The sequence below is a fragment of the Cryobacterium sp. PH31-L1 genome (genome assembly GCF_030063145.1).
In the GTDB taxonomy this organism is placed as follows: domain Bacteria; phylum Actinomycetota; class Actinomycetes; order Actinomycetales; family Microbacteriaceae; genus Cryobacterium.
The window spans coordinates 135,793-161,344 of sequence record NZ_JASISM010000003.1 but is presented as its reverse complement, the minus strand read 5'-3'; the positions used below and the strand labels follow the sequence as shown (position 1 = coordinate 161,344).

Genomic DNA, 25,552 nt, shown 5'->3' with positions numbered 1-25,552 from the left:
AACTGTACGGTGATTTGACTCAAACACGCACAATTTTTCGCAGATTGTGCACTCCAATTAGTCACTGTGGCGAACGCTGGGCAAAGTCACTAACTTTACTGTGACCCGCCCACCGATGGAAGGAGCCAGCATGGCGCCTCGTGCACTCGCTGCCACGCTCGACACCCTGTCCACTTCTCCAGCGGATGATGCAGCTCGAGGCCCAGCCCGCCTCCTCGACGTGTACCGGATGCTGGCGAACGTGCGCCAGCTCGACACCTCGGCCGTGGCCTGGCAGCGGCAGGGACTCATTCCCGGTTACGCGCCGATGCTGGGGCAGGAAGCAGCCCAGGTCGGCGCTGGATTCGCCGTCGACAAGACCCGAGACTTCGTCTTCCCGAGCTACCGCGAGATGGGCGTGGCCTACACGCTCGGTGTGAACATGGTGGACTACATGTCGACCCACAAGGCCATCTGGCACGGCGGGCTCTACGACCCGGTCGCCAGCCACTTCGCACCGTTTCAGGCTGTCGTCGGTGGATCCGTTCTGCACGCGGTCGGCTGGGCGCACGGTCAGACTTTGAACGGGGCCTCGCTGGGCGGTCTCGGAGTTGGCCTGGCGTTTCTCGGCGACGGAGCGAGCTCGCAGGGTGATGTGCACGAGGCCATGAACTTCGCCGCCATTCTGAAGGCGCCGGTGGTGTTCTTCGTGCAGAACAACGGCTGGGCCATTTCGGTGCCGACCGAGCAGCAGGTGGCCGGCGGCTCGGTCGCCGCTCGCGCAGCAGGCTACGGCATGCCGGCCCTGCGCATCGACGGCAACGACGTGCTCGCCGTGCTGGAGGCCACTCAGCGCGCGGTCGCCCATGCCCGGGCCGGACTCGGCCCGGTCGTGGTCGAGGCCATGACCTATCGGCGCGGCCCGCACTCCACGAGCGACGACCCCGGCCGCTACCGCACCCTCGATGACGAGAAAATCGACGGCGGCGAAGATCCGCTCAGGCGGTTTCGGTCGGTGCTGGTCGAGCAGGGCGTGGCCGATGCGTCCTTCTTCGACAAATCCGACGCGGATGCTCAGACGCGGGCCGACGAGATTCGCGACGGCGTCGTGGCCCTCGAAAGCCGCCCCGGCAGCGAAATGTTCGACTTCGTTTTTCAAGAATCAACCCCGACGCTCGGCGCCCAGGCGCGCCAGTGGAGAGAGGAATCCGAGCATGTCTGAGTCCACGAAGAGCGCCACTTTAGAAATCGTGCGGGAGACACCGCTCCTGCAGCTCTCCATGCAGCAGGCCATCAACCGCGCGCTCGGCGAGATTCTCGACACCGACGACCGTGCCCTCATCTTCGGCGAAGACGTCGGCCTGCTCGGCGGTGTCTTTCGGGTCACCGACGGCCTGCAGCAGCGCTTCGGCGCGAACCGAGTCTTTGACACCCCGCTGGCAGAGTCGGGCATTCTCGGCACTGCGATTGGTCTGGCCATGGCCGGGTTCCACCCGATTCCCGAGGTGCAGTTCGACGGCTTCGCCTACCCGGCCGTGAACCAGATCATCACGCAGCTGGCTCGCATGAACTATCGCAGCCGTGGCACCCTCCCGATGCAGGTGACGCTGCGCGTGCCCAGCTTCGGCGGCATTCGCGCCCCCGAACACCACGGCGAAAGCCTCGAATCGCTCTTCGCGCACGTGCCAGGACTCAAGGTCGTGTCGCCCGCCAACCCGCAGCAGGCCTATCACCTGCTCAAGCACGCCGCCTCGATGCCCGACCCGGTCATCTTCATGGAGCCGAAGGCGCGCTACTGGAACAAGGCCGGGGTCGACCTCGCTGCTGACGAAGACATCGCCTCCCTCGAGGGTTCGGTGATCGCCCGCCCGGGAAAGCACGCGACTCTCATCGCCTGGGGCGCCATGGTCTCCCGCTGCCTCCAGGTGGCGGAGCTGGCCGCGGAAGACGGCATCGAACTCGAGGTGCTCGACCTGCGCTGGCTGAAGCCGATCGACGAAGCGGGGCTGGCGGCATCCATTTCGCGCACCCGTCGCGCCGTCGTCGTGCACGAGGGGCCGCACACCATTGGCCTCGGCGCGGAGGTGGCCGCGCTCGTCTCGCAGAGCTGTTTCGACACGCTGCGGGCACCGGTCGAGCGGGTGACCGGCTTCGACGTGCCGTACCCGTCTGGCGACCTGGAAGACGAGTACATCCCGAACATTGACCGCATTCTCTTCGGAGTGCAACGCGTATTGGAGTACCGCCGTGGCTGAAGTCTCTTTTCCCCTGCCCGACCTCGGTGAGGGACTGCTCGAAGCGACAGTGCTCGAATGGCTGGTCAAGGTGGGTGACCAGGTCGAACGCAATCAGCCGTTCGTCGAGGTTGAGACCACGAAATCGTCGGTGGAACTGCCATCGCCGATATCCGGTACCGTGCTCACGCTGCACGGCGAGCCCGGCGACGTGGTACTCGTCGACACTCCGCTGATCACGTTCACGGTCGCTGACGATTCGGCTGGCATCGTGGGAACCGTGCCGGCCGAGGTCGCCCCGAAACGCCGCGTGCGCCTCTCGGCCGTGCTCGACGAGGACTAGAACGGTGCTCACCAGCTGGCAGCAGCACGAACCCGAGGTTGACGCCGGCCTGGCCCCGGTGCTGCTCGTGCACGGCTTCGCCTCGTCGACCGCCCTCAACTGGGAGGCGACCGGCTGGCTGCGCGACCTCAGCAATGCCGGCCGCCAGGTGCTCACCATCGACCTGCTCGGTCACGGCGAGAGCTCCGCACCGCTCGAAACGGATGCCTACGCCCCCAGCCGCCTGCGCGCCGCCATTCTTGAGGTGCTCGCCATGGCCGGTGTGGGGCCACGCGAGGCCGACGATCCAGCATCCGGCGTCGATCTGGTCGGCTACTCGCTCGGGTCGCGCCTGGTCTGGGAGCTCGCCGCCGAGCGACCCGACCTGGTCAATCGCGCGGTCCTCGGCGGCATGAGCGCCGAGGACCCCCTGGCCGACTTCGATCTCGATGCGGCTCGAATATTTTTATCCGACTCCGAGGAGATCGCGCACGAGTCGACCGCCTCGCTGATGGCCCTGATGCAGCTCGCGCCGGGTGCGAACACTCCGGCCCTCTTGCGGCTGGTCGCGGCGATCAAGGCGGAACGGTTCGAGCCGGGCGCAGCCGTTCCGCCCCGACCTCTGCTGTTTGTCACGGGCGACCGCGACGTGCTCGCGACCGGCACGGCTGAGCTCGCGGCGCTCGCCGCCGACTCTGAGGTGCTCTGGCTGCCCGCCCGCACCCACGTGAACGCGGTCAGTTCCCGAGCTTTCAAACAGGCCGCGATCGAGTTTCTCGCCCGCTGAGCAGCTGAATCGTACAAGCCGCCGGACCGCGCAAGCGCCGACCCTGCCCGCGCTCTAACGCAGTGCCGGGTCGGCGCTCCTGACAGTCGACCGCTACCCGAGCAACGCCCGGTCGTCGAGGGATGCGCCCTTGATCTTGGCGAACTCGGCGAGCAGGTCGGGCACGGTCATGGTGGCTTTGCGCTCGGCATCGACGTCGAGAATGATCTGGCCCTCGTGCATCATGATGAGCCGGTTGCCGAGGCGCAGCGCCTGTTCCATGTTGTGCGTGACCATGAGGGTGGTCAGGTGGTGCTTCTCGACGATGCTCTCGGTGAGCGTCGTGACCAGTTCGGCCCGCTGTGGGTCGAGCGCGGCCGTGTGCTCGTCGAGCAGCAGAATGCGCGGCTGGGTGAAGCTCGCCATGAGCAGTGACAGCGCCTGGCGCTGACCGCCGGAGAGCAGCCCGACCCGGGCCTTGAGCCGGTTTTCGAGGCCGAGTTCGAGGGACAGCAACTCCTCGCGAAAGAACGCACGGCGCTTGTGGGTGACGCCCCAGGGCAGTCCGCGGCGCTGGCCGCGGCGCAGCGCGAGGGCGAGGTTCTGCTCGATGCTCAGGTCGGGCGCTGTTCCGGCCATCGGGTCCTGGAAGACGCGGCCGACGTAGGCGGCGCGTGCGTAGTCGGGCATCCGCTTAACGGAACTGCCGTCGATCGACAGGTCGCCGGAATCGATCGGCAGCTTGCCGCTGATCATGTTGAGCAGGGTGGATTTGCCGGCGCCGTTGCTGCCGATGACGGTGACGAAGTCGCCGGTGTTCAGCTGCAGCGACACGTCGTTCAGCGCGACGCGTTCGTTGACCGTGCCGGGAAAGAAGGTCTTGGTGATGTTCTCGATGAGCAGCATGAGACTCCTAGTTGGCTTTGACGGCGGCGGCGGAACGCATCTGGCGCAGCGAGGGGATGCGCTTCAGAAAGCCCCAGCGAGGCAGGAGCAGCGCGGCGACGACGAGCAGCGCCGAGATGAGCTTCATGTCGTTCGGGTTGAGGCCAGCGCCGAGGGCGAAGAAGATCACCAGGCGATAGATGACGGCGCCGCCGATGACGGCCAGCGAAGCGATAAAGATGGTGCGACGCCCGAACACGGCCTGGCCGACGATGACCGAGGCGAGCCCGACGAGAATGAGGCCGATACCCATGCTGACGTCGGCGAAACCCTGGTACTGCGCGATGAGCGCGCCGCATAGGCCGACGAGTCCATTTGAGATCGCAAGCGTGAGAATCGTCGTGCGGTGCGTGTTGACACCCAGGCTGCGGATCATCTGTTCGTTGTTGCCGGTCGCCTGAATCGACAAACCGAGGTCGGTGCTGAGGAACCAGTCGATCGCGAACTTGATGACGAGAGCGGCGACGGCAAAGAGCAAGATGCTCCACACCCCGCCGAGCAGACCGGCGTCACGCAGCGGCGTCATGAGGGTGTCCTCCCGCAACAGGGGCAGGTTGGACTTGCCCATGATGCGCAGGTTGATCGACCACAGCGCAATCATCGTGAGGATGCCGGCGAGGAGGCCGTCGATGCGGCCCTTGGTGTAGAGCACGCCGGTGACTAGTCCGGCGACCGCCCCCGACGCCGCTCCGGCGAGGGTGGCGAGGGGAGCCGGCACGCCGTTGATGATGAGCGACGCGGCTACTGCGGCCCCGGTCGTGAAGCTTCCATCGACGGTGAGGTCGGGAAAATTGAGGATTCGAAACGTCAGGTAGACGCCCAACGCCATGATTCCGTAGAGCAGGCCGAGTTCGAGAGCCGCATTCATCTGGTTATTCCTTCGGTAGAGGAGCGGCGGCTAGTCGATGATTTTGTCGGCCTTGGCGATGAGCTCCTCGGAGAGGGTCACGCCCATGCGCTTCGCGGCGGCCGGGTTGAGGATGAATTCGATCGTGTCGAGGGTCTCGACCGGCATGTCGGCGGGGTCTTCGCCGTCTTCGAGGATGCGGATGGCCATCTGGCCGGTCTGGTAGCCGAGGTCGGTGTAGTTGATGCCGTAGGTGGCGATGGCGCCACGCTCGACCTGGCCGTTTTCAGCACCGAACAGCGGAATCTGGTTGGCCTCCGAGTACTGGATGACAGCTTCGAGCCCCTCGGTGACGCGGTTGTCGGTGGGGATGTAGATGGCATCCACGTCGCCGAGCGACACGGTCGCCTGGGCGACCTCGCTCGAGTTCGTCACGGTGGCCTCCTTGATGGTCAAGCCGAGGTCCGTGGCAGCCTCCTTGGCAAGCTCGACCTGCACGTCGGAGTTGACCTCGCCCGAGCTATAGATCACGCCGACCGACTTCGCGCCCGGCAGAATCTCCTGGATCAGTTCGAGCTGTTCCTTCACTGGGTTAAGGTCACTGGTGCCGGTGATGTTGCTGCCCGGCTTCTCCCAGCTCTCGACCAGTCCGGCCTCTTCCGGCTCGGTCACCGCGGTGAACAGCACGGGAATGTCGATGATGGTCTGCGCGGCGGCCTGCGCGGTGGGCGTGGCGATGGCGAGCACGAGGTCTACCCTGTCGGCGGCGAACTTGGCGGCGATGGTGCTCGCGGTGGCTTGCTCGCCCTGTGCGTTCTGCTCGTCGAACTTTATGTCGGTGCCCTCGACGTAACCGGCGTCAGCGAACGCTTTCTTGAAGCCTTCACGGGCGTCGTCGAGCGCCTGGTGCTGCACGATCTGGCTGATTCCGATCGTGATCATGTCATCCGAAGCGGATGCTTTCGGCTCGCTGGCCGCGCAGCCGCTCAGTGCGAGGGCGCCCGCGGCGACCAGGGCGAGGGCTGTTAGCGATTTCGTGTGCTTCATGCTGGGAAATTCTCCTTTGAATTCTGATTGCGAACATGCGGGTGCGGCGCGCGCGAATATCCGCGGCCGAACGTTGAAAGGGGCTAACGGGCGGCGGGAGTGAGAGCAGCAGCAGCCGCGACCAGGAAACGATCGTTCTGCACTGCCGTGCCGATCGTGACGCGCAGGCCCTCGCCGCCAAAAGCACGGGCCAGGATGCCTTGGGCACTGAACACCGTGTTCACCCGGTCGGTGTCGTCGCCGGTGCGCAACCAAACGAAGTTTCCCTGCGAGTCGATGACGCGCCATCCGCTCGCCCGAAGCGCTGCCAGCACCCGGGTGCGTTCGGCGACGATCTCGTCGATGTGCAGGGCCAGCTCAGCCTCGGCGTCGAGGGAGGCGAGGGCTGCTCGCTGGGCGAGGGCGGTGACCCCGAACGGCAGGGCAACGCGGCGCAGATTGGCCGCGACGGCGGTCGGCGCGATCGCGTAGCCGATGCGCAGACCGGCCAGGCCGTAGGCCTTGGAGAAGGTGTGCAGCACGGCCACGTTGGGGTAGCGGCGAAAGAAGTCGATGCCGACAGCAGACGACGCGTCGCGGTTGAAGTGCACGTACGCCTCGTCGACGACGACGAGCACATTTTCGGGCACCCGCGCCAGAAACGCGTGGAGTTCGTCGGCGGTGACGAAGGCGCCGGTGGGATTGTTGGGGTTGCAGACGAGAATGAGCCGGGTCTGGCTCGTGATGGCGTCGGCCATGGCATCGAGGTCGTGGCGCTCATCGGCAGTGAGCGCGACCGCGACGGGCGTCGCCCCGGCAACCTGCACCAGAATCGGGTAGGCCTCGAAGGAACGCCAGGCGAAGATGACCTCGTCGCCGGCTCCGGCGCTCGCGTGGATGATCTGTGACAACACCTCCACGGACCCGGCCCCGAAGGCCACGTTCTCGGCGGCCACGTCGAACCGCGCCGCGATGCGGTCGGTGACCTCGGTCACGGCCATGCTCGGGTACAGGTGAATCTCGCCGAGAGCGGATGCGATGGCCTCGGTCACCGAGGCCAGCGGCGCAAACGGGTTCTCGTTCGACGACAGCTTGAAGGCTCCCGAATCGCCGGCCGCGGCCCCCTGCTTGTAGGCGGGCAGCCTGCTGATGGCTTCGCGTTGCTGCACCATAATCTCTCAACCTCACTCGTGACGGGCGGGCCAGACATGCGCGTCGAGTAGGACGTCGGCAATGACGGGTTGATTCAGAGCGTAGTGAACGGGCAGAAGTTTGACAATTCGACCAGCCTGCACGACACAAACTGCTCTATTTGACTGGTGTCGAGCCGTATTTGCCAGACAAGTTGCTTAGTTCTCGAATATTCGATGCCCTATTTCGGCTGCTGGCAGTCTGGGGCTAAATTTGAGTCAGCAAGGCTCAACTTTAGAGGAGACAGCTCATGCAAGCCGGTCAGCAACCACCGCAGAAAGACGCCAAGACGGCCCTCGAACTGTACGGGGTGAACCTCACCGATATCGCCCGCAGTGGCAAGCTCGATCCGGTGATCGGGCGCGACGCGGAGATTCGCCGGATCAGCCAGGTGCTCACCCGACGCACCAAGAACAACCCGGTGCTCATCGGGGAACCCGGCGTCGGCAAGACCGCCGTGGTCGAAGGGCTGGCCCAACGCATCGTGGCCGGTGATGTGGCCGACTCGCTCAAAGGAAAGCAACTGGTCTCCCTCGACCTGGCCGCCCTCGTGGCCGGCGCTAAGTACCGCGGTGAGTTCGAAGAGCGGCTCAAGGCCGTGCTCAAGGAGATCAACGACGCCGACGGGCAGATCATCACCTTCGTCGACGAACTGCACACGCTCATGGGTGCCGGCGGCGGCGAAGGCTCCGTCGCGGCGAGCAACATGCTCAAGCCCATGCTGGCCCGCGGCGAGCTGCGCCTGATCGGCGCCACCACACTCAACGAGTACCGCGAATTCATCGAGAAGGATGCCGCACTGGAGCGCCGCTTCCAGCCGGTGCTCGTCGACGAACCGTCGGTGGAAGACACCGTCGCCATCCTGCGCGGGCTCAAAGAACGCTACGAAGCCCACCACAAGGTGACGATCGCGGATTCTGCCCTCGTGGCCGCAGCATCCCTCTCGAATCGGTACATCACCGCACGCCAGCTGCCCGACAAGGCCATCGACCTCATCGACGAGGCCGCGAGCCGGCTGCGCATGGAGATCGACTCCTCGCCGGTGGAGATCGACGAGCTGCGGCGCAGCGTCGATCGGCTCAAGCTCGAAGAGCTCGCCTTGAAGAAGGAGAAGGACGACGCCTCGAAGGCGAGGCTGGTCAAGCTGCGCGATGATCTGACCGAACGCCAGGCCAGTCTTAAAGAACTTCAGGCGCGCTGGGACAGTGAGCGGGCCTCGCTCAACCGAATGGGTGGGCTGCGTGAGCGGCTCGACACCGCACGCATCGAATCCGACCGGGCCCAGCGTGAGGGCAACCTCGAAAAGGCCTCCCGGCTGCTCTACGGCGACATTCCGGTGATGGAACGCGCGCTCGCCGACGCAGAGAAGGAAGAATCCGTCGGACCCCGCATGGTCAACGACCAGGTCACGAGCGAGGACATCGCCGCAGTGGTCGCCGCCTGGACCGGAATTCCGGTCGGCCGACTGCTGCAGGGTGAAACCGACAAGCTGCTCAACCTTGAAAATGAGCTCGGCCACCGCCTGATCGGCCAGAAGCGCGCCGTGCGCGCCGTCGCCGATGCGGTGCGGCGTTCGCGGGCCGGCATCTCCGACCCCGACCGGCCGACCGGATCGTTCCTGTTCCTCGGCCCGACCGGTGTCGGCAAAACCGAGCTGGCCAAGGCGCTCGCCGAGTTTCTGTTCGACGATGAAAAAGCCATGGTGCGCATCGACATGAGCGAGTACGGCGAGAAGTTCTCGGTGTCACGCCTGGTCGGAGCGCCTCCGGGTTATGTCGGCTACGAGCAGGGCGGCCAGCTCACCGAGGCCGTGCGGCGTCGCCCCTACTCGGTGATTCTGTTCGACGAGGTGGAGAAGGCACACCCCGAGGTGTTCGACGTGCTACTGCAGGTGCTCGATGACGGCCGCCTCACCGATGGCCAGGGCCGCACCGTGGACTTTCGCAACACCATCCTCGTGCTCACCTCGAACCTCGGTTCGCAGTTTCTGGTCGATCCGACCCTGTCGGTGGAGCAGAAGGAGGAGGCCGTGCAGGGTCTGGTGCGGCAGGCTTTCAAGCCCGAGTTCGTCAACCGACTCGACGACATTGTGGTGTTCTCCTCCCTCACCACCCACGAGCTCGGTGAGATCGTCGAACTCGACGTCGACCGGTTGCAAAAGCGCCTCGCCGAGCGCCGCCTCGAATTGGCCGTGACACCGGATGCCCGCCGCTGGCTGGCCGAGCGTGGTTACGACCCGATCTACGGCGCTCGCCCCTTGCGGCGGCTGATGCAGAGGGAGATCGACGACCGCCTTGCGCGGGCCCTGCTCGCCGGTGACATTCGGGACGGCGACACGGTGCTGGTGGCGCTCGCCGAAGACGGCGACGCCCTCACCGTCGCATCCGCTCCCGCGCTGCCGGAGATGCCCCTCGAGGAGGACTTGCTCTAGCAGCGGCTCTAGCGTGCAGAGGGAGATGTCCAGAGTCGCGGGTTAGGCTTAAATCATGCTCGCAACTGTGATTTATGGCGAACGGGATGTTCGCCTTGAAGAAGTTCCCGAACCCGTACTCTCGACCGGTGGCGATGCCATCGTTCGGGTGGTCGCGGCCTGCGTCTGCGGGTCGGACCTGTGGCCCTACCGCGGCGTCACGCCCACCAAGGAACCGCACCGCATCGGCCACGAATTTGTCGGCATCGTTGAAGCCATCGGCTCCGACGTGTCGACCGTCAAGGTCGGCGATTTCGTCATCGCACCCTTCTATGACTGCGATGGCACCTGCGTCAACTGCCAGAACGGCGTGAGCACCTCCTGCCTTAATGGCGGCTGGTGGGGAGCGGATGACCAGCTCGGTGGATTCGCCGACGGCGCTCAGGGCGAGCGCGTGCGCGTTCCCCACGCCGACGGCTCGCTCGTGGCCACGCCCACGGTTCCGAGCGATGACCTTGTTCCGAGCCTGCTCACCCTCGCCGACGTGATGGGCACCGGGCACCACGCGGCCGTCTCGGCCGGCGTGGAGCCGGGCAGCACAGTGGTCGTCGTCGGTGATGGTGCCGTCGGGCTATGCGCTATCCTCGCCAGCAAGCGCCTCGGTGCGACCCGCATCGTGGCGATGTCCCGCCACGCCGACCGCCAGGCCGTGGCCCGCGAATTCGGCGCGACCGACATTATCGAAGCCCGGGGTGATGAGGGCGTTGCCGCCGTCAAGGCCCTGTTCGACGGTATCGGCGCGGACTACGTGCTTGAGTGCGTCGGAACGCAGGAATCCATGGACCAGGCCATCCGTTCGGCTCGCCCGGGCGGAATGGTCGGCTACGTCGGCGTTCCCAACGGCGGCGCCGAGTTGCCGATCCGCACCCTGTTCGGCACCAACGTCGGCGTGAACGGTGGTGTCGCATCCGTGCGCAGCTATGTCGAGGAGCTGCTGCCCGAGGTGCTCTCGGGCGAGATCAACCCCGGTCGGGTCTTCGACCTGCAGCTTCCGCTGGCTGAGGTGACCGAGGCCTACGCTGCCATGGACGAGCGCCGGGCCATCAAGGTGCTCCTGCGCCCCTAACCCCCCCCATCTGGCCCACTCTGGAGGGACAATTGTGAATCAACCGTTCCTCTGGGGAGGGCTACTGGCATTCGCCATCGCCTCCGCGATTCTGCGGCTCGTGGTGGGGCGCCCTCTGCTGCGAAAGCGTTCGGTGCGTGTGGGATGGCCATGGGCTGTGGTGGGGTTCGCCAGCGGGCTTGCACTGGTTTTTCACTGCACCGCTATGTTCTTCGGGCCCTGGGTCGACGCCGTGTCGTTTCTTCTGGCACCGGCCGACATGGTTCGGGGCATGGGCGCGGGCAGCCAAGTCGCCTACTGGCTTCCCGCCGCGGCCCTGGTGGTGGCATGGCAGAAAGTATGGGGGCCGGCTCTGGGGGCACTCATTGTCACCCTTGCCGGCGTGGGAGTGACCATGTATTGGCCGTTCCCAATCGACGTACACCTCGCGTGGCTCACGGCCGTGATCATCGTCGGTTCGTTGATTCCGACGCTGTTACTCCGTGGGCCACGCGCTGCGAGCTAGTCGTCGGCGAGCAGCAGCTCGGTGAGGGGCTTGCGGGTGCGGGGGGCGATCTCGCGCTCGTGCAGCTCGGGGGCGAGCGTGGCAGCGTCGCCGAGTACGCCGAGGGCGGTGACCGTCACGACGTCCTGCTCGGGGGTGAGGTTGAAGGCTGCGGCAATGGCCGCGCCGTCGAATCCGCCCATCTGGTGCGTGTGCAGTCCCTCGTGCTGGGCCTGGATCGACAAATGAGCCACGGACTGGCCGAGGTCGTAGCGCGCCCAGGGGTTCTGGCGTTCGCCCTCCGCCGGCAGCTGCGCCACATTGACGATCAAAACGGATGCCGAATCGGCCCACGCCTTGTTGAACCCCATCAGCGCGTCGGTGATCTTGACGAAACTGGCCGAACCGCGGCGGGCCACAATGAAGCGGGCCGGCTGCCCGTTGTTGCCTGAGGGCGCCCAGCGTGCGGCCTCGAGCACGGTCGTGAGGGTGGCCTCGTCGATGACGGCGCTCTTGTCGTAGGCACGGGGGCTCCAGCGCTCGGCCAGAATCTCGATGAGCGGCGACTGGGTGTCGGCGCGACGGGTGGCGTTTACCTGGGTGGGGTCAACGATGAGGGTCATGGGCGAATCCTTTGATCGAGGAATGTAGGCGGGGCTACGCTGACCCACTGGCTATAACGCTGCAGACTGCGCACTATTCCAACTAGGGTGTCATTACGTGATGTGACGATAAGCCGAGGTGGGACCGTGAAGAAACACGCCAGCGCTCGTTCCGTCGGAGTACTGGCCACGGCGGGCACGATCGTGGCCGCGCTGTCGGGCTGCAGCGCCTTTTTTCCTGCGGACGTGACGCCGACGGCATCCGTTTCGAGCCCGGAACCGGTCGCCTGCAGCCAAGCGGATGCACAGCTGACCTGGCACCCGATGCAGGAAGCGGAGCCGGCCCTGCTTGGGCACCGGGAGCTCACCGTCGCCGCCGATGGCACTGAGACCGCCATCGACACGGAGCTCGTCTATTTCTCGAGCCTTGTCAGCGACGATCTGCTATCCCGCGACTATTTCACGCCCGAGTGGATGGATTTTCTGCTGGCGGAGTTTGAACGCACCGGGCAGACGGAGACGACGGACCCGGGGCATCCGCAGGTTGACTTCGAGGCGGCGAAACCGTCTGTTCCACTCGTGGGGACAACCATCATGGGTTTTCAAACCAATCAGATTCAGGTTGCCTTCGACCTGAGCTGCTCCGGCAGCGAGGTGGGCTCCGGCCTGCTCACGACAACCACGAATGGCCTGATCGCCACCATGCTCGTGTGTGGGCAGCCGGCGCCGGCGCCGACCATGGGTGAGATGCAGGACTTTCTTCCGCAAACTCTGTACCAAAAACAACTACGGTCCTACTGCCCCAATCACGGCTAGCCGCCGGCTATTTACCCTGCAGGCGGTTGCGCACTTCGCGGCGCAGCACCTTGCCGAGCAGGCTGCGCGGCAGGTCGTCGACCTCCACGATGCGACGCGGCACCTTGTAGGCCGACAGCCGGGTGCGGCAGTACTCCCGCACCGCTGCGACATCGAGTTCGGTGCCGGGCGTGAGTACGACGACGGCCACCACGTCTTCGCCGCCGTTCGCGCTCGGCAGGCCGACCACGGCCGCGTCGTTGATATCGGGATGCGAGAGCAGGGCTTCCTCCACCTCGGACGGCGACACGTTGAAACCACCGGTGATGATGAGCTCCTTCATGCGGTCCACGACCGTGATGAAACCATCCGCGGAAACCCGAACGATGTCACCGGTGCGCAGCCAGCCGCCGGGCAGCAGCGCCTGGGCGCTCTCGGTGGGCCGGTCCCAATAGCCCGAGAAGACCTGCGGGCCGTGAACGAGCAGCTCGCCCTCTTCTTCGAAGCCGCGCTCAACTGTGGGGTCGTCGGGATCGACGACGCGAATATCGGTGCTGGGAAACGGCACGCCCACCGTTCCGGGGCGACGGCTCGGGCCGATCGGATTGCCGGCCACGATCGGCGACGCCTCGGTCATGCCGTAGCCCTCGACCAGCAGTCCGCCGGTCGCCTTCTCCCAGCGCTCAACGATCGACACCGGCAAGTTCATCGCGCCAGAAATCGCAAAGCGGATGCCCGTCAGGCTCACCTTCTTCTTCGCTGCGGCCGTGACCAGGCGGTCGTAGATCGGCGGCACCGCCGGCAAGAACGTGGGCGGCGCATGCTTGGCGGCGTCCAGCACGAGCTTCTCATCGAACTTCGGAAACAGCACGAGCCGGGCGCCGATGCTCATCGCGAAGGTGAGGCACAGGGTGAGGCCATAGGCGTGGAACATGGGTAGAACACCGTAGACCGTTTCATCGCCGGGACGGAGGCCCGCCACCCAGGCGGAACCCTGCGCGGCGTTGGCACGCAGGTTGTAGTGGCTCAAAATGGCACCCTTCGGGGTGCCGGTTGTGCCGCTCGTGTACTGCAGCACGGCGGTGTCGGTCAGCAGCGGGCGCTGGTGCGAGGGGTGCAGCTTGCGGGCGCCCACGATCGACTCCCAGCTGATCGCGCCCTTTCCTGGTCCGGCGGTGAGGGAGTCCCGGGCATCCCGGGCCTTCTTGATCGGCAGTGTGAGGGCCAGCCGTTTGGAGAACGGCATCGCGCGGGTGAGGTCGATGGTGACGACATCCGCTACCCCCATATCACCCGGAAAACTGCGCACCGACTCGTAGACCTTGTCCCAGACGATCGCGACCTTCGCACCGTGGTCTTCGAACTGGTGGCGCAGCTCGCGGTCGGTGTAGAGCGGATTGTGCTCGACCACTATGGCGCTGAGACGCAGCACAGCATAGAAGGCGACGACGTGCTGCGGGCAGTTCGGCAGCACCAAGGCCACGCGGTCGCCGGGGCTCACGCCGAGTTTGCGCAGGCCGTTGGCGGCCCGGGAGATCTGCTCGCCGAGCTCGGCGTAGGTGGTGGCGGCGCCGAAGAAGTCCAGGGCGACGCACGGTGCGAACCGCTCCGCCGAGGTCTCCATCATGTCGGTGAGGCTTTCGGTGGTCTCCTCGATCGTGCCGGGAACGCCCGGCGCATACGAGGAGAGCCAGGGCTGGTCCTTGAAGGTCACGACAGTTCCCGGGTGATCGCGGCGACGAACTGGTCGATGTCGTCTTCTGTGGTGTCGAAGCCGCACATCCAGCGCACCTCGTTCTTCGACGCGTCCCAGTCGTAGAAACGGAACGACTCGCGCAGCCGGTCGGCGACGCCGGCCGGCAGGGTGGCGAAGATGGCGTTGGCCTGGGTGGCCTGGCTGAAGGCCAGGCCGTTGATGGTGCCGTCGTTGAGCGCGTTTTCGAGAGCGCCGCGCAGTCGGGCTGCCATCGCGTTGGAGTGGGAGGCGTTTCGCAACCACAGGTCGCCGTCGAGCAGCGCGATGAGCTGCGCCGAGACGAATCGCATCTTGCTGGAGAGCTGCATGTTCGACTTGCGCAGAAACTTCAAACCAGTGGATGCCGCCGGGTTCAGCACCACGATGCACTCACCCAGCATCATGCCGTTCTTCGTGCCGCCAAAGCTGAGCACGTCGACACCGGCGTCGCGGGTGAATGCCCGAAGCGGAACCCCGAGGCTCGCGGCGGCGTTGGAGATGCGCGCACCGTCCATGTGCAGCGTCATGCCCTTGGAATGGGCGTGATCGGCGATGGCGCGCACCTCATCGACCGTGTACGCGGTGCCGAGCTCGGTGGTCTGCGTGATGGCCACGACGAGCGGCTGGGCGCGGTGCTCGTCGCCCCAGCCCCAGGCTTCCTGGTCGATGAGTTCGGGGGTGAGCTTGCCGTCGGGGGTGACCACCGGCAGCAGTTTGAACCCGCCGACGTGTTCGGGGGCTCCGCCCTCGTCGTTGTGGATGTGTGCCGTGGCCGAGCAGATCACGGCGCCCCAGCGCGGCAGCATCGACTGCAGCCCGGTGACGTTGGCGCCGGTGCCGTTGAACACCGGAAAAGCTTCGACGCCCGCGCCGAACTGTGCCACGAAGACTTCCTGCAGCCGGGCCGTGTAGACGTCTTCGCCGTAGGCGATCTGGTGGGCGCCGTTGGCCTGGCTCATCGCCTCCAGAATCTCCGGATGAATTCCGGAGTAGTTGTCGGAGGCGAAACCGCGGGAGGACAGATCATGGAGTTGGGTCACTCCTCCATCCTCCCGCATTCGGCTGGCTGTCCGCCCTACTTGTGCAGGGCGTCGCGCAGGGAGACGCGGGCGCCCATCCGCAGCAGCGCGTTGGAATAGATGCGCGACCCGATCAGGATGACGACCATCGTTGAGAGGACCAGCACGATCAGCGAGAGCGCGGGCTCCCACCATTCGGCCTGGCCCAGGAAGATGCGTACCGGCATCCCGACCGGAGCCGAGAACGGAACGTACGACATGATCGCCAGCACGAGCGGGTTGTCGTTGAAGAAGATCACCAGAAAATAGGGGACCATCACGAGGAACAGCACCGGCGAGGTCGCCGAGCCAACGTCTTCCTGCCGCGACACCATCGAGGCCGTAGCCGCGTAGAGCGAGGCGAGCAGTACGAATCCGAAGGCGAAGAACACGGCGAACCAGACGATGGCCGGGCCCACATCGGCCAGCAGTACCCGCTGCCCGGTCACCGCCAAGCCCACGGAGACCAATAGTCCGATGGCCACGATCTGCCCGAAGGCCATGAGGCTGTTGCCGAGTACCTTGCCGGCGAGCAGGGCCCGCACCGAGATGGTCGACATGAGAATCTCGACGATGCGGGTCTGCTTCTCTTCGACGACACTCTGGGCAATCGTGGCGCCGAAGGTGGTCGCCGACATGAGAAAGATGATGCCGAAGCCAATGGCAACGAGGTAGGCGAGAAACCCGTCTTGCGAGGCCGGTTCGAGAATCTCCACGTCGGGGCTCACGCTGAGCGTGCCGAGAACGTCGCTCGGCGCTGAGTCGAGGCCGATCACGGTGATTCCGAGCAGCGAATCGGCACTACCGGACGGCACGACGGCCGCGTCGACCGTGCCGTCGCGCACGAGCGCTTCGGCCTCCTTGACCGTGTCGGATTCGACGATGTCGAAGGCCGCGGTCTGTTCGACGACGCTGATGGCCGTGCCGACCACCGCGACCTTGGTCAGGCTCGTGTTCTGGCTGAGAAGACTGCCGACGACGACCGACGCCACGGAGATGAGCAGCAGAATTCCGGTCGCGATGAGAAAGGACTTGCTGCGGAGGCGCGCTGTGATCTCCCGGTTGGAGACCAGCCAGACGCTCCGGGCGAAGGTGGGCGCGGTGTGCACCGGACGTGAGAGATTGCTCATGCGATGACCTCCTTGAAAATGGTGGCGAGGGTGGGCCTCTGCTGACTGAAGCTGTGTACCGCGCCGAGCGTGATCGCGTGCTGCAGGACGGCCTGGCTGGCGGCATCCGTTTCGGCTTCGAAGACGGCGAAATCCCCGTCGAAGTCGATCACGGTGATGCCCGGCTGCGAGCGGATCCAACCCGTGTCGCCTTGCGTTCGGATTTCGAAGCGGGGGCTGCTGTGCTGCTCGCGCAGGGCTTCGCGCGAGCCATTGGCACGAATCTCGCCGTCGGCGATGATGACGAGGTCGTCGCAGAGCCGTTCGACGATGTCGAGCTGGTGCGAGGAGAACAGCACGGGCGCGCCGCGTGCGGCGTAGCTGGCGAGCACGCTCATCACCACCTCCACCGCGAGGGGGTCGAGGCCGGAGAACGGCTCATCGAGCACGAGAAACTCGGGATCGTGCACGAGTGCGGCGGCGATCTGGGCGCGTTGCTGGTTGCCGAGGGAGAGCGACTCGACGGTGTCGCCGGCGCGTTCGGTGAGTCCGAGACGCTCGAGCAGATCGGCAGTATTGCGGCGAGCGGATGCCGGCACCAGCCCGTGCAGGCGCGCCAGGTACACCAGCTGCTCGGCGACCTTCATCTTCGGGTAGAGGCCGCGCTCTTCGGGCATGTACCCGAACCGGCGGCGGTCGCTCGCGGTGACCGGCACGCCGTCGATGAGAACGGTGCCCGTATCCGGCGAGAGCACGCCGAGAATGATGCGCATCGTCGTGGTCTTGCCGGCACCGTTGGCGCCGACGAAACCGGTCATGCGGCCGTCCCCGACAGTGAAGCTCACGTCGCTGAGCACCTCTCTCGTGCCGTAGCTCCTGGTGACTCCCCTGATGTCGAGCATGCCCGCCCTTTCATTGCGTGTGCCTTCACGGTAGCGCGGGGCTGTTAGCCGGCGCATCCGTCTGGCGGGTGAACCGGTCTCCGCCGCACGGTGGAGCTAGGTCTCGAGCGCGCCGCCGGGCACGATCACGCGGTGCTCGTAGGCGTAGACGACGGCCTGGATGCGGTCGCGTAGTCCCAGCTTCATCAGCACCTTGGAGACGTGCGATTTCACGGTGGCCTCGCCGAGGTAGAGCTGCGCGGCGATTTCGGCGTTGGCCAGGCCCTGGGCCAGCAGCGCGAACACCTCGGTCTCGCGCTCAGTCAACTCCTGGAGCTCGCTCGGCACCGCGGCAAGCGGTGAAACGGATGCCCCGCCCGGGTTCACGCACCGCTCAATCACGCGCCGGGTCACATCGGGTGCCAGCAGGGCATCGCCGCGGGCGAGTACCTGAACGGCCTCGATCAGCGCTTCGGGCGTGGAGTTCTTCAGGATGAAGCCGCTCGCGCCGTGTTGCAGCGCTGCAAAGAGGTAGTCCTCGCGGTCGAAGGTCGTGAGCATGAGCACCGCGGCGTGGATCGACGGGTCGTCGACGATGGACTGGGTGGCGGCGAGGCCGTCGACGCCGGGCATCTGCACGTCCATGCAGATGACGTCGGGCTGAAGCGTTCGAGCCATAACGAGTGCGGCCGCGCCGTCGGCGGCCTCGCCGACGACATGAAGACCCGGCTCGGACTGCAAAATGATGCGGAACCCGGCGCGCACGAGCGCCTGGTCGTCGACGAGTAGCACGCGGACACCGGCCGGCTCACTCATACGGTCTCTCGTTTCATGAGTGGAAACCGCGCGCGTACGAGATAGCCGCCGCGCGGTCGTCCGCCGAGGTGCAGTTCGCCGCCGACGGCAGCGACCCGTTCGCGCATGCCCCGCTGGCCGAGCCCGGTGGTCACGGCGCTCGTGCCACTGGCAGCTGCCGCAGCGAATTGTCGCCGTGGACCGACGCCGTCGTCGGTGATCTCGAGCTCGACGGCATCCGCTTCGTAGCGCAGGCGCAGGTCGGTGCTGACGCCGGGGCCGGCGTGTTTGCGCGTGTTGGTCAGGGCTTCCTGCGCGATGCGATAGATGCTCAAGCCGATCGTGGCGGGAATCGTGCGTTCCTCGCCCACGATCGAGAGGCGCACGGGGACGCCGGCGGTGCGGGATTCGTCGGCGAGCTCGCCGAGTTGGGCGATGCCGCGGGTGCTGCTGCTCTGGCTCGTCTGTTCGATGCCGGGGGCATCGTCGCCACGCAGGGCTCCGAGCATGGTGTGCAGCTCGTCGACGGCGCTGCGCGCGCTTTGCTCGATGATGGTGAGCGCGTCGGCCGCCTGCTCGGGGTCACTCGAGAGAATGCGGCGGGCCGCGCCGGCCTGCACACCCATGACCGAGACATGGTGGGCGACGACGTCGTGCAGCTCGCGGGCGATGCGCACCCGTTCCAGGGTGAGGGCCTGCGCGGCCGTGCGCTCGCGTTCGGCTACGAGCTCGGCGGTGCTGTCCTTCAGGGCGGCCCCGTTGCGCGCGGACTTCCAGGCGGATTCCCCGAAGTACCAGGCCGCACCGAAATAGACCAGGTTGATCAAGACCTGCAACACACCGAACGCCGCGTAGGGGGAGAAGAAGCCGTCGCGGGAGAGGTCGGGCATCATGGTCAGCTGGTTGGCCTGCACGATCAGTTGCGCGAACAGCCAGATGAACATGCCGGCCACGATCGCGATTCGAACCCACTTGGCGGCGACGCGGTGGCGGCTCCAAGCCCCGACCGAGTAAAGGGCGATATACAAGCAGATATTGGAGAAGAGCAGGTCGCTGGCTTCGAGCATGGCGCCGGAGGCGAAGACCACGGAGGCCGTGAGGGCCACGATTTCGGGCCAGCGGCGACGCAGCGCGAGCGGCAGGGTGATGAGTGCGACCCAGAGCACCACGAGCCAGACCGGGGAGTCGCTGAAGACGCCGGAGGTGCGGGTGAGAGACACACTCAGGGCGGTCGCGGCGGCCAGGACCAGACCGACCCATAGGTCATTGCGCAGGCTCGGCCCGCTGGGGGTGGGCCTCCGCCACTCGTCGCTGAGGTGGGAGTCGGGGGTGCTCATGACTACACGCTAGCGTGCACGCAAAAGGGGCGCGGCCCGTTGGCCACGCCCCTTCACATTGTTGCTGCGTTACGCGAGCGTGCGGCGGCGACGCGCGATGACGAGCGCGGCACCGAGCAGAAGCAGCAGCGCGGCGGAGCCGAGCGGCACGATGGGATCGACGCCGGTGGCGGCGAGGGTTTTGCTGATGCTGAACGCGACGGCCTGCACGGCACCCGAGGACTGGCCGGTGAAGACCAGGGTGTGTGAGCCCGAGGCGAGCAGCGCCAGCATGGCGGGACTCAGAACGGCCTGCACCTTGCCGTTGACGACGGGGAACGTGCCGACGAGTGTCGGCGTGGAGTAGGCGTAGACGTCAACAAAGCCGTCGGCGGCGGCCCAGTCCACGGTGGCCGTGTACGACTTGGTCACGTCGAGGCCGTCGGCCGGCAGGCCAGCGGATGCCGCCGTGCCGGTTACGACGCCAGCCCCGGTCAGGAAGGCGGCCAGCTCGGACGAGGTGGCGACCGGGGCGGCGGCGGCGGGTGCCTGAGCGGCGGTGACCGTGTCGGTGAAAGCGCTGGCGAATGCCGGCTGGAACCCCTCGCGGGTGGCGGTAACTAGACTGGCGATCTGCATGCCCGCCATGGAATCGGTGATCGTGTAGGTCGCACCAGTCGCGCCGTCGATCTCGCCGCCGGACTGGCCAGCGCTATAACCCCAGGAGTACGCGAGCGTTGCTCCCTCGGGCCAATCGTTTCCGGCTGTCGCGGTCAGCACGCTGCCGACAACCGGTGAGCCCGAGATCGTGACGGTACCGGCGGTCAGGAGCGGCAATGTAACGGCAGAAGTCCCGTTGGTGCTGTAAAACGTGCGAACTGAGCCCGGAAAAGTTCCGGTCACTGCGAGCGAAATTCGCTGACCGAGAAGGTCATCGGTCACCACGAATGAATCCGAGGTCGCTCCCGGAATGGCGGTCCAAGTCCCGTCTACGGACACTACCCACTGATAAGTGAACACGGTGCCGTCGGCCCAGGTTCCCTCGTCGACGGTCAGGGTTTCTCCAATCGCGGCGTTCCCCGCGATGGTGACCGGGCCAGCCTGAGCATTGGTGCGGTCGAGCCAGATCTGGTCGGTGGCGTTGCTCCACGACGTATGCGTGTTGTCAGAGACGCCGACACGAACGTACGAGCCGATATCTGCTGTAGTTACCTTGTAAGTCTTTTCGGTAGCGCCCTCGATGGGGACGCCGTCAGACCAGTCGGCTGGAATACGGACCCAAACATAAGTGAGGTCCGGGTTGTTATCCCAGGCGGTCAGATCCACATCGGCAGTGAGCATGTCACCGACGATGACATCCGTGGCGTGTGTGGGGCGATCGTCGAGTGCGAGGGCCTGGGCCGGCGCGGCGAGCAGGGTGCCGAATGCGAGTACGGCCGCGACTGCTAGGGCGACGGCGGAGCCGCGATTTCGAAAACGTACACGTGCGGAAGTCATTGGGGCCAATCTTGAAGCTGGACGTGTGGATCACACTGGTGGAGGAACCGCCGGTCGAGAAAATCGACCGTCGGCTGGGGTGTCTGCCTGTCCGCTGGTTCAAATTCTGGCCACAGAAAGCTGTGGTGATGCGAGAGCCCCGGACTCACCCTAAGGAAAAGTTCCGACCCAAAACGGATTCCGGCCAAACTGGGGGTGGAAACGTACCCGCGCCGCGAGTAAGTGTCAGGTTTCGGGAGGCGCGAGCAGAACCCGACTGTTATTGACGGATGCCGCCGCCTCATCCCACAGGCCGCTCACGCGGGTAGCCAGCTCGGTTTCGAGCCCGTCCAGCGAACGTACGACGAAAATCACGGCCGCGGCGCTGTCGCCGGCTTTCGCAAATCCTTGACCGACCGCACGGACCCAGGTTTCGGCCGCGGACTTCGCGGCCGCATAGTTCGCGCCGCCGGCGAGAGGCCGGTCGACCGAGACGCTCGAGACAATGGCGAGCCGCCCGGCCGACGAGGCCAGCAGGTCGGCGTTGAAGGCCCGGGTGGTATTGCGCAGCGTGGTCACCACGTGAGAGTGCAGAAAATCCCAGTCCTGGTCGGTCTGGCCAGCGAGCCCGCCGCCGCCGCGCCAACCGCCGACGAGATGGATCAGCCCGTCGATAGGGCCGACCGCTGCGGCCACCTCGGTTACCGCGGAAAAATTGGTCAGATCGCACTCGTGCAGGGCGGCATTCGGAGCGACGGCCAGCACGGACTGGAGGCGTGCGAGATTGGAGCCGACGGCGATGACGCGAGCACCGGCATCCGCTAGCGATGACGCCACTGCCAGCCCGGCCGTGCTGGTCGCGCCGGCGATCAGCACGGTGCGGCCGGCAACGGCCGGACTGGCGCTCATCAGTCGACCGCGCTGGCGGTGATGCCGGCCGTGGATTCGATGACCGTGCGCATCTTCTTCTCGAGCGCTTCGAAGAACATCGACAGCGGGAATTCGTCGTCGAGAACCTGGTCGGTGTAGCCCTTGGGTGCGCCGGCCAGCACGTCGAGCGGCAGCCCGCGGGCCCAGGTCGACGCCGGGTTGGGCGTGAGAGTCTTCGAGATCATCTCGTAGGCCGCGAGCCAGTGCGCCTTCTTCGGCCGGTCGATCGACGCCCAGTACAGCTCGTCGATCTGCGCGCCGAGCGCGATGACCACCTCGGGAACCGCTTCCCAATCGAAGGTGAGCCGGGTGTCGGTCCAGTGCAGAACACCGTGCTGGTGCATCCAGGCGAACAGCAGCTGACCGCCGAGGCCGTCGTAGTTGCGCACCCGGTTGCCGGTGATCGCGAACCGAAAGATGCGGTCGAAGATGACCGCGTACTGCACCAGTTTCGCGTGCCGACGGGCCTCGGGGCTGGCCAGTTCGCTTTGTGAGATCGTGACCGACTCCCGAAAAGCGGTCAGGTCGCAGCGCAACTCCTCCAGTGAGTAGAGGAAGAACGGCATGCGCTGCTTGATCATGAACGGATCGAACGGCAGGTCGCCGCGCATGTGGGTGCGGTCGTGAATGAGGTCCCACATGACGAAGGTCTCTTCGGTCAGTTGCTGATCTTCCAGCAGCAGTGCCGCATCCTTCGGCAGCTCAAGCCGCGTGATTTCGGCGGCCGCTCGCACGACCCGGCGAAAACGGGCGGCTTCGCGGTCGGCGAAGATCGCACCCCAGGTGAACGTCGGGATCTCGCGCATCGCGACAGTCTCGGGAAACAGCACGGCCGAGTTGGTGTCATAGCCAGGGGTGAAGTCGAGAAAACGAATCGGTACGAACAGCTTGTTCGTGTACCCGGCCTCGAGTTCGCCGACGAATTCCGGCCAGATGACCTCGATCAGTACGGCTTCGACCAGGCGGTTGGTGCTGCCGTTTTGCGTGTACATCGGGAACACCACGAGGTGGCGCAGCCCGTTCACGCGGTGCTGCTGTGGTTGAAAGGCCAGCAGCGAGTCGTAGAAGTCGGGCACGCCGAATCCGTCCGACGCCCAGCGGTCGAAGTCTACGACGAGGGCTGCCAGATACGCGGCGTCGTGCGCAAAATGCGGCGCGAGGTCGGTGATCGCGGCGGTGATGCGCGAAACGGAGATGTCAGCATCCGCGTGCCGCTCGACGTCGGTGATCGACCCGTTCTGAGACTGCACACCCTGCAGTGCCGTCGCTGCTGCCTTGAGGCTCAGCCAGGACGGGTGCTGCGCGAGTTCGTCTTCGAGAACCTCGGGCTCTCCGACCAGAGCGTTAGCTACGTGTGTTTTTTCAACAGATATCGACATGGGAACCTCCGATTCGAGTGAGTGCCGCGGTCGCGGCGGGCGTGCGCGCCGAAAAAAGGCGTTCCCTCAGAGTATCGGGCGCCGCGCGGCGTTTTCTTGCGATTTCTCGCAACGAATAACGTGCCTGGCCGGGTTTTCGCGCTGAGAATCGCCGCATTGGCCTCGCTCGCGCACTTCTTACCGGAGTGGCGGGCGGGGCATCCGGTCTGAGCGGTTCTCGACTCCCCCGTCGCCGATTGATGGGTACCGCTATTCGCCGATCAGCCGCAGACCGTTGTACCAGCAGACGGCGCGCAGCCAGTCGTCGTCGAGCCGCGATTCCCGATCGCGAAGGCGTTCGAGGGACTCGAGCTGGTGCGCATAGGGATACGGAATGTTGGGAAAGTCGCTGCCGAGCACCACCCGGTCGGGCAGGTCGGCCAACCGCGGCAGCAGGGCCGGGTCGAACGGTGCGAGCTGCTCGAAGAAATCGGTGAACACCATGGTGGTGTCGAGGTGCACCCACGGGTAGCGTTCGGCGAGATCGAGAAACTCGCCGTATTCCGGGGCACCGAGATGGGCGACGACGGCCGTCAACAGCGGATGCCGCGCCAAAACTCCCGCGAGCTTGTCCGGCCCGGTGAATCCCGCGCGGGAGACCGGCCCGCTGCCGACGTGGATCACGACCGGAATGCCGGCATCGGCGAGCAGGCCCCAGACCGGGTCGAGCCGGGGCTCGCGCAGGTCGAATCCCCCGATCTGCGCGTGAATCTTGAACACCCGAGCGCCGCGATCGAGGGCGGACTGCACCTGCTCGAGCACGCCGTCCTCCGGGTAGAACGTGGCGCTCGGCACGCAATCAGCGTGCTCCGCCGCCAGCTCGAGCGAGAAATCGGTCAGGGACGCCGCCATCCCAGGGCGATGCGCGTAGGACAGTGCGGTGAAGCGCCGCACGCCCAGCCGACGCATCGTCGCCAGCCGTGACTCCTGGTCGTCGCGGTATTGGATCGGCCATTCCCGGCCGATCAGCGGTTCGATCTCGTCGAAGTGCGCCCAGACGCGCCGCAGCATCCGCTCGGGCAGAAAATGGGTGTGCAGGTCAACCAGCCCGGGCAGGCCGAGGCCTCGCCACCACGCCGGTATCTCGTTGTCGGTGAGCATCATTGCTGCAGGGCGGGCATGACCTCGCGCTCGAACAGTTCGATGCCGGAGCGGTCGTAGGCTGCCTCGGGAAAATAGTGGATCGCATAGCCGAGGCCGCGCTTCTTCATGGCAGTCAGTCGCTCGATGACCTGTTCCGGTGTGCCAACGCCCTGGGCCTTCCCGCTTCGATACTCCGCCACGAACTTCTCGGCTCCCTCGGCACCGAGGTACGGGGCAACCCGGGCCTCGATCGCGTCCAGCCGTTCGGCAACTTCGGCTTCGGTTGCGCCGATCACGGTGTTGTAGTTAGCCGAGCGCACGATGCGCCCGAAGTCGGTTCCCTGGTCCACGCAGTGCTCGGCCAGGAGCGCGCTCTTGTGCGAGAAACCGTTCGGTGAGCCGTCGAAGTTGGTGTAATCGGCGTACTGTGCGGCGATTCGCAGGGTGACTTTTTCGCCGCCGCCGGCGATCCAAATGGGAAGACCACCGGCTTGCAACGGAAGGGGCCGAAAGATGGCGCCATCCATTTGATAATGCACACCGTCGAGGGTCGCCGTGCCCGTCGTCCAGGCCTGCTTCATAATCTGCACACCCTCGTCGAGCCGAGCGAGACGCTCGCCGGGGCCGGGAAACCCGTAGCCGTAGGCGCGCCACTCATGCTCGTACCAGCCGGCACCAATGCCCATCTCGATGCGTCCGCCCGAGATGATGTCGGCCGTCGCGGCGACTTTCGCTAGGTAGCCGGGGTTGCGGTAGCTCATACAGGTGCACATCTGCCCGAGGCGCACCCGTTTCGTGGTCGCAGCGAAAGCGGAGATGAGCGACCAGGCCTCGTGCGTGGCCTGCTCGCTCGGCACCGGAACGGTGTGAAAGTGGTCGTACACCCAGATCGACTCCCAGGCGCCGGCATCAGCGTGCGCGGCCAGGCCGCTCATGGTGGCCCACTGCGCCGCCGGTTCGATTCCGACCAGATCGTGTCGCCAGCCCTGGGGTACAAAGAGTCCAAATCGCATGGATTCAGCCT

The 25,552-nt window shown here is 65.9% G+C and carries 24 protein-coding genes; 8 read left to right on the top strand and 16 right to left on the bottom strand.

What is annotated here, in order from left to right:
* The first annotated feature begins 130 nt into the window (after nt 1–130).
* Genes QMF22_RS07545 through QMF22_RS07530 form a run of 4 tightly spaced genes read left to right on the top strand, consistent with a single transcriptional unit; the run spans nt 131 to nt 3,322 of the window.
* The gene (locus QMF22_RS07545; protein ID WP_502846920.1) at nt 131–1,201 is read left to right on the top strand and encodes a thiamine pyrophosphate-dependent enzyme; all 1,071 of its coding nucleotides are present in this window, start codon (nt 131–133) and stop codon (nt 1,199–1,201) included.
* Complete coding sequence (locus QMF22_RS07540; RefSeq protein ID WP_283451979.1) at nt 1,194–2,234, top strand: alpha-ketoacid dehydrogenase subunit beta; 1,041 nt, start codon at nt 1,194–1,196, stop codon at nt 2,232–2,234. Before QMF22_RS07545 ends, QMF22_RS07540 begins: the two co-directional genes overlap by 8 nt.
* Nucleotides 2,227–2,556: a biotin/lipoyl-containing protein gene (locus QMF22_RS07535; protein WP_283451977.1), complete on the top strand. Its 330-nt coding sequence runs from the start codon at nt 2,227–2,229 to the stop codon at nt 2,554–2,556. Before QMF22_RS07540 ends, QMF22_RS07535 begins: the two co-directional genes overlap by 8 nt.
* Nucleotides 2,557–2,560: 4 nt before the next feature.
* Complete coding sequence (locus QMF22_RS07530) at nt 2,561–3,322, top strand: alpha/beta fold hydrolase (RefSeq protein ID WP_283451975.1); 762 nt, start codon at nt 2,561–2,563, stop codon at nt 3,320–3,322.
* A 93-nt stretch (nt 3,323–3,415) separates the two neighbouring features.
* On the opposite strand, the gene QMF22_RS07525 is transcribed toward QMF22_RS07530, so the two are convergent.
* The 4 genes from QMF22_RS07525 to hisC form a co-directional block, all read right to left on the bottom strand.
* The gene (locus tag QMF22_RS07525) at nt 3,416–4,207 is read right to left on the bottom strand and encodes an ABC transporter ATP-binding protein (protein WP_283451972.1); all 792 of its coding nucleotides are present in this window, start codon (nt 4,205–4,207) and stop codon (nt 3,416–3,418) included.
* Nucleotides 4,208–4,214: 7 nt separating this feature from the next.
* On the bottom strand, nt 4,215–5,114 hold the full coding sequence (locus QMF22_RS07520; protein ID WP_283451970.1) for an ABC transporter permease: 900 nt from the start codon (nt 5,112–5,114) through the stop codon (nt 4,215–4,217).
* A gap of 30 nt (nt 5,115–5,144) precedes the next feature.
* On the bottom strand, nt 5,145–6,140 hold the full coding sequence (locus QMF22_RS07515; protein ID WP_283451968.1) for an ABC transporter substrate-binding protein: 996 nt from the start codon (nt 6,138–6,140) through the stop codon (nt 5,145–5,147).
* An 83-nt stretch (nt 6,141–6,223) separates the two neighbouring features.
* Complete coding sequence (gene hisC, locus QMF22_RS07510; protein ID WP_283451965.1) at nt 6,224–7,291, bottom strand: histidinol-phosphate transaminase; 1,068 nt, start codon at nt 7,289–7,291, stop codon at nt 6,224–6,226.
* Nucleotides 7,292–7,560: 269 nt separating this feature from the next.
* Here hisC and QMF22_RS07505 point away from each other — a divergent pair, with 269 nt between their 5' ends.
* The 3 genes from QMF22_RS07505 to QMF22_RS07495 are packed head-to-tail and all read left to right on the top strand — an operon-like array spanning nt 7,561 to nt 11,351.
* Entirely contained in the window at nt 7,561–9,741 is a 2,181-nt protein-coding gene (locus tag QMF22_RS07505) for an ATP-dependent Clp protease ATP-binding subunit (protein WP_283451963.1), read from the top strand.
* Between the two features lie 55 nt (nt 9,742–9,796).
* On the top strand, nt 9,797–10,846 hold the full coding sequence (locus tag QMF22_RS07500) for a zinc-dependent alcohol dehydrogenase family protein (RefSeq protein WP_283451961.1): 1,050 nt from the start codon (nt 9,797–9,799) through the stop codon (nt 10,844–10,846).
* Nucleotides 10,847–10,880: 34 nt separating this feature from the next.
* A complete protein-coding gene (locus QMF22_RS07495) occupies nt 10,881–11,351 on the top strand; it encodes a hypothetical protein (protein WP_283451959.1) in 471 nt (156 codons plus the stop codon).
* Here QMF22_RS07495 and QMF22_RS07490 read toward each other — a convergent pair.
* Nucleotides 11,348–11,953 (bottom strand): nitroreductase family protein, encoded by a 606-nt coding sequence (locus QMF22_RS07490; protein WP_283451958.1) that lies wholly within the window; start codon nt 11,951–11,953, stop codon nt 11,348–11,350. The two genes, QMF22_RS07495 and QMF22_RS07490, sit on opposite strands and share 4 nt — an antisense overlap.
* Nucleotides 11,954–12,079: 126 nt before the next feature.
* Here QMF22_RS07490 and QMF22_RS07485 point away from each other — a divergent pair, with 126 nt between their 5' ends.
* A complete protein-coding gene (locus QMF22_RS07485) occupies nt 12,080–12,748 on the top strand; it encodes a hypothetical protein (protein WP_283451956.1) in 669 nt (222 codons plus the stop codon).
* 7 nt (nt 12,749–12,755) lie between these two features.
* Here QMF22_RS07485 and QMF22_RS07480 read toward each other — a convergent pair whose 3' ends face one another.
* From QMF22_RS07480 to QMF22_RS07430, 11 genes are all read right to left on the bottom strand, one after another.
* Nucleotides 12,756–14,441 carry a long-chain-fatty-acid--CoA ligase gene (locus QMF22_RS07480; protein WP_283451954.1) on the bottom strand — a complete coding sequence of 562 codons (1,686 nt, stop codon included), beginning with the start codon at nt 14,439–14,441 and terminating at the stop codon, nt 12,756–12,758.
* Nucleotides 14,438–15,520: a threonine aldolase family protein gene (locus QMF22_RS07475; protein ID WP_502846919.1), complete on the bottom strand. Its 1,083-nt coding sequence runs from the start codon at nt 15,518–15,520 to the stop codon at nt 14,438–14,440. The genes QMF22_RS07480 and QMF22_RS07475 overlap by 4 nt, the downstream gene beginning before the upstream one ends.
* A gap of 17 nt (nt 15,521–15,537) precedes the next feature.
* Nucleotides 15,538–16,650, bottom strand: coding sequence for an ABC transporter permease (locus tag QMF22_RS07470; RefSeq protein ID WP_283451949.1), 1,113 nt, complete (start codon nt 16,648–16,650; stop codon nt 15,538–15,540).
* Nucleotides 16,647–17,531, bottom strand: a complete 885-nt coding sequence (locus tag QMF22_RS07465; protein ID WP_283451948.1) for an ABC transporter ATP-binding protein — start codon at nt 17,529–17,531, stop codon at nt 16,647–16,649. The genes QMF22_RS07470 and QMF22_RS07465 overlap by 4 nt, the downstream gene beginning before the upstream one ends.
* Nucleotides 17,532–17,627: 96 nt before the next feature.
* Entirely contained in the window at nt 17,628–18,326 is a 699-nt protein-coding gene (locus QMF22_RS07460; RefSeq protein WP_283451945.1) for a response regulator, read from the bottom strand.
* Nucleotides 18,323–19,642 carry a sensor histidine kinase gene (locus tag QMF22_RS07455; protein ID WP_283451943.1) on the bottom strand — a complete coding sequence of 440 codons (1,320 nt, stop codon included), beginning with the start codon at nt 19,640–19,642 and terminating at the stop codon, nt 18,323–18,325. The genes QMF22_RS07460 and QMF22_RS07455 overlap by 4 nt, the downstream gene beginning before the upstream one ends.
* 69 nt (nt 19,643–19,711) lie before the next feature.
* Nucleotides 19,712–21,118, bottom strand: a complete 1,407-nt coding sequence (locus tag QMF22_RS07450; RefSeq protein WP_283451940.1) for a hypothetical protein — start codon at nt 21,116–21,118, stop codon at nt 19,712–19,714.
* A gap of 225 nt (nt 21,119–21,343) precedes the next feature.
* Nucleotides 21,344–22,006: an SDR family NAD(P)-dependent oxidoreductase gene (locus QMF22_RS07445; protein ID WP_283451938.1), complete on the bottom strand. Its 663-nt coding sequence runs from the start codon at nt 22,004–22,006 to the stop codon at nt 21,344–21,346.
* Complete coding sequence (locus tag QMF22_RS07440; protein WP_283451937.1) at nt 22,006–23,406, bottom strand: DUF6421 family protein; 1,401 nt, start codon at nt 23,404–23,406, stop codon at nt 22,006–22,008. The genes QMF22_RS07445 and QMF22_RS07440 overlap by 1 nt, the downstream gene beginning before the upstream one ends.
* A 249-nt stretch (nt 23,407–23,655) precedes the next feature.
* Nucleotides 23,656–24,549, bottom strand: a complete 894-nt coding sequence (locus QMF22_RS07435; RefSeq protein WP_283451934.1) for an amidohydrolase family protein — start codon at nt 24,547–24,549, stop codon at nt 23,656–23,658.
* On the bottom strand, nt 24,546–25,541 hold the full coding sequence (locus QMF22_RS07430; RefSeq protein WP_283451932.1) for an LLM class F420-dependent oxidoreductase: 996 nt from the start codon (nt 25,539–25,541) through the stop codon (nt 24,546–24,548). Before QMF22_RS07430 ends, QMF22_RS07435 begins: the two co-directional genes overlap by 4 nt.
* Nucleotides 25,542–25,552 lie beyond the last annotated feature (11 nt).

Bases quoted from the DNA above. Each gene is read 5' to 3' on its own strand.
- QMF22_RS07545 (WP_502846920.1), top strand. From the start codon at position 131: ATGGCGCCTCGTGCACTCGCTGCCACGCTCGACACCCTGTCCACTTCT.
- QMF22_RS07540 (WP_283451979.1), top strand. From the start codon at position 1,194: ATGTCTGAGTCCACGAAGAGCGCCACTTTAGAAATCGTGCGGGAGACA.
- QMF22_RS07525 (WP_283451972.1), bottom strand. From the start codon at position 4,207: ATGCTGCTCATCGAGAACATCACCAAGACCTTCTTTCCCGGCACGGTC.
- QMF22_RS07520 (WP_283451970.1), bottom strand. From the start codon at position 5,114: ATGAATGCGGCTCTCGAACTCGGCCTGCTCTACGGAATCATGGCGTTG.
- QMF22_RS07515 (WP_283451968.1), bottom strand. From the start codon at position 6,140: ATGAAGCACACGAAATCGCTAACAGCCCTCGCCCTGGTCGCCGCGGGC.
- hisC (WP_283451965.1), bottom strand. From the start codon at position 7,291: ATGGTGCAGCAACGCGAAGCCATCAGCAGGCTGCCCGCCTACAAGCAG.
- QMF22_RS07505 (WP_283451963.1), top strand. From the start codon at position 7,561: ATGCAAGCCGGTCAGCAACCACCGCAGAAAGACGCCAAGACGGCCCTC.
- QMF22_RS07500 (WP_283451961.1), top strand. From the start codon at position 9,797: ATGCTCGCAACTGTGATTTATGGCGAACGGGATGTTCGCCTTGAAGAA.
- QMF22_RS07490 (WP_283451958.1), bottom strand. From the start codon at position 11,953: ATGACCCTCATCGTTGACCCCACCCAGGTAAACGCCACCCGTCGCGCC.
- QMF22_RS07475 (WP_502846919.1), bottom strand. From the start codon at position 15,520: ATGCGGGAGGATGGAGGAGTGACCCAACTCCATGATCTGTCCTCCCGC.
- QMF22_RS07470 (WP_283451949.1), bottom strand. From the start codon at position 16,650: ATGAGCAATCTCTCACGTCCGGTGCACACCGCGCCCACCTTCGCCCGG.
- QMF22_RS07465 (WP_283451948.1), bottom strand. From the start codon at position 17,531: ATGCTCGACATCAGGGGAGTCACCAGGAGCTACGGCACGAGAGAGGTG.
- QMF22_RS07460 (WP_283451945.1), bottom strand. From the start codon at position 18,326: ATGAGTGAGCCGGCCGGTGTCCGCGTGCTACTCGTCGACGACCAGGCG.
- QMF22_RS07455 (WP_283451943.1), bottom strand. From the start codon at position 19,642: ATGAGCACCCCCGACTCCCACCTCAGCGACGAGTGGCGGAGGCCCACC.
- QMF22_RS07450 (WP_283451940.1), bottom strand. From the start codon at position 21,118: ATGACTTCCGCACGTGTACGTTTTCGAAATCGCGGCTCCGCCGTCGCC.
- QMF22_RS07445 (WP_283451938.1), bottom strand. From the start codon at position 22,006: ATGAGCGCCAGTCCGGCCGTTGCCGGCCGCACCGTGCTGATCGCCGGC.
- QMF22_RS07440 (WP_283451937.1), bottom strand. From the start codon at position 23,406: ATGTCGATATCTGTTGAAAAAACACACGTAGCTAACGCTCTGGTCGGA.
- QMF22_RS07435 (WP_283451934.1), bottom strand. From the start codon at position 24,549: ATGATGCTCACCGACAACGAGATACCGGCGTGGTGGCGAGGCCTCGGC.
- QMF22_RS07430 (WP_283451932.1), bottom strand. From the start codon at position 25,541: ATGCGATTTGGACTCTTTGTACCCCAGGGCTGGCGACACGATCTGGTC.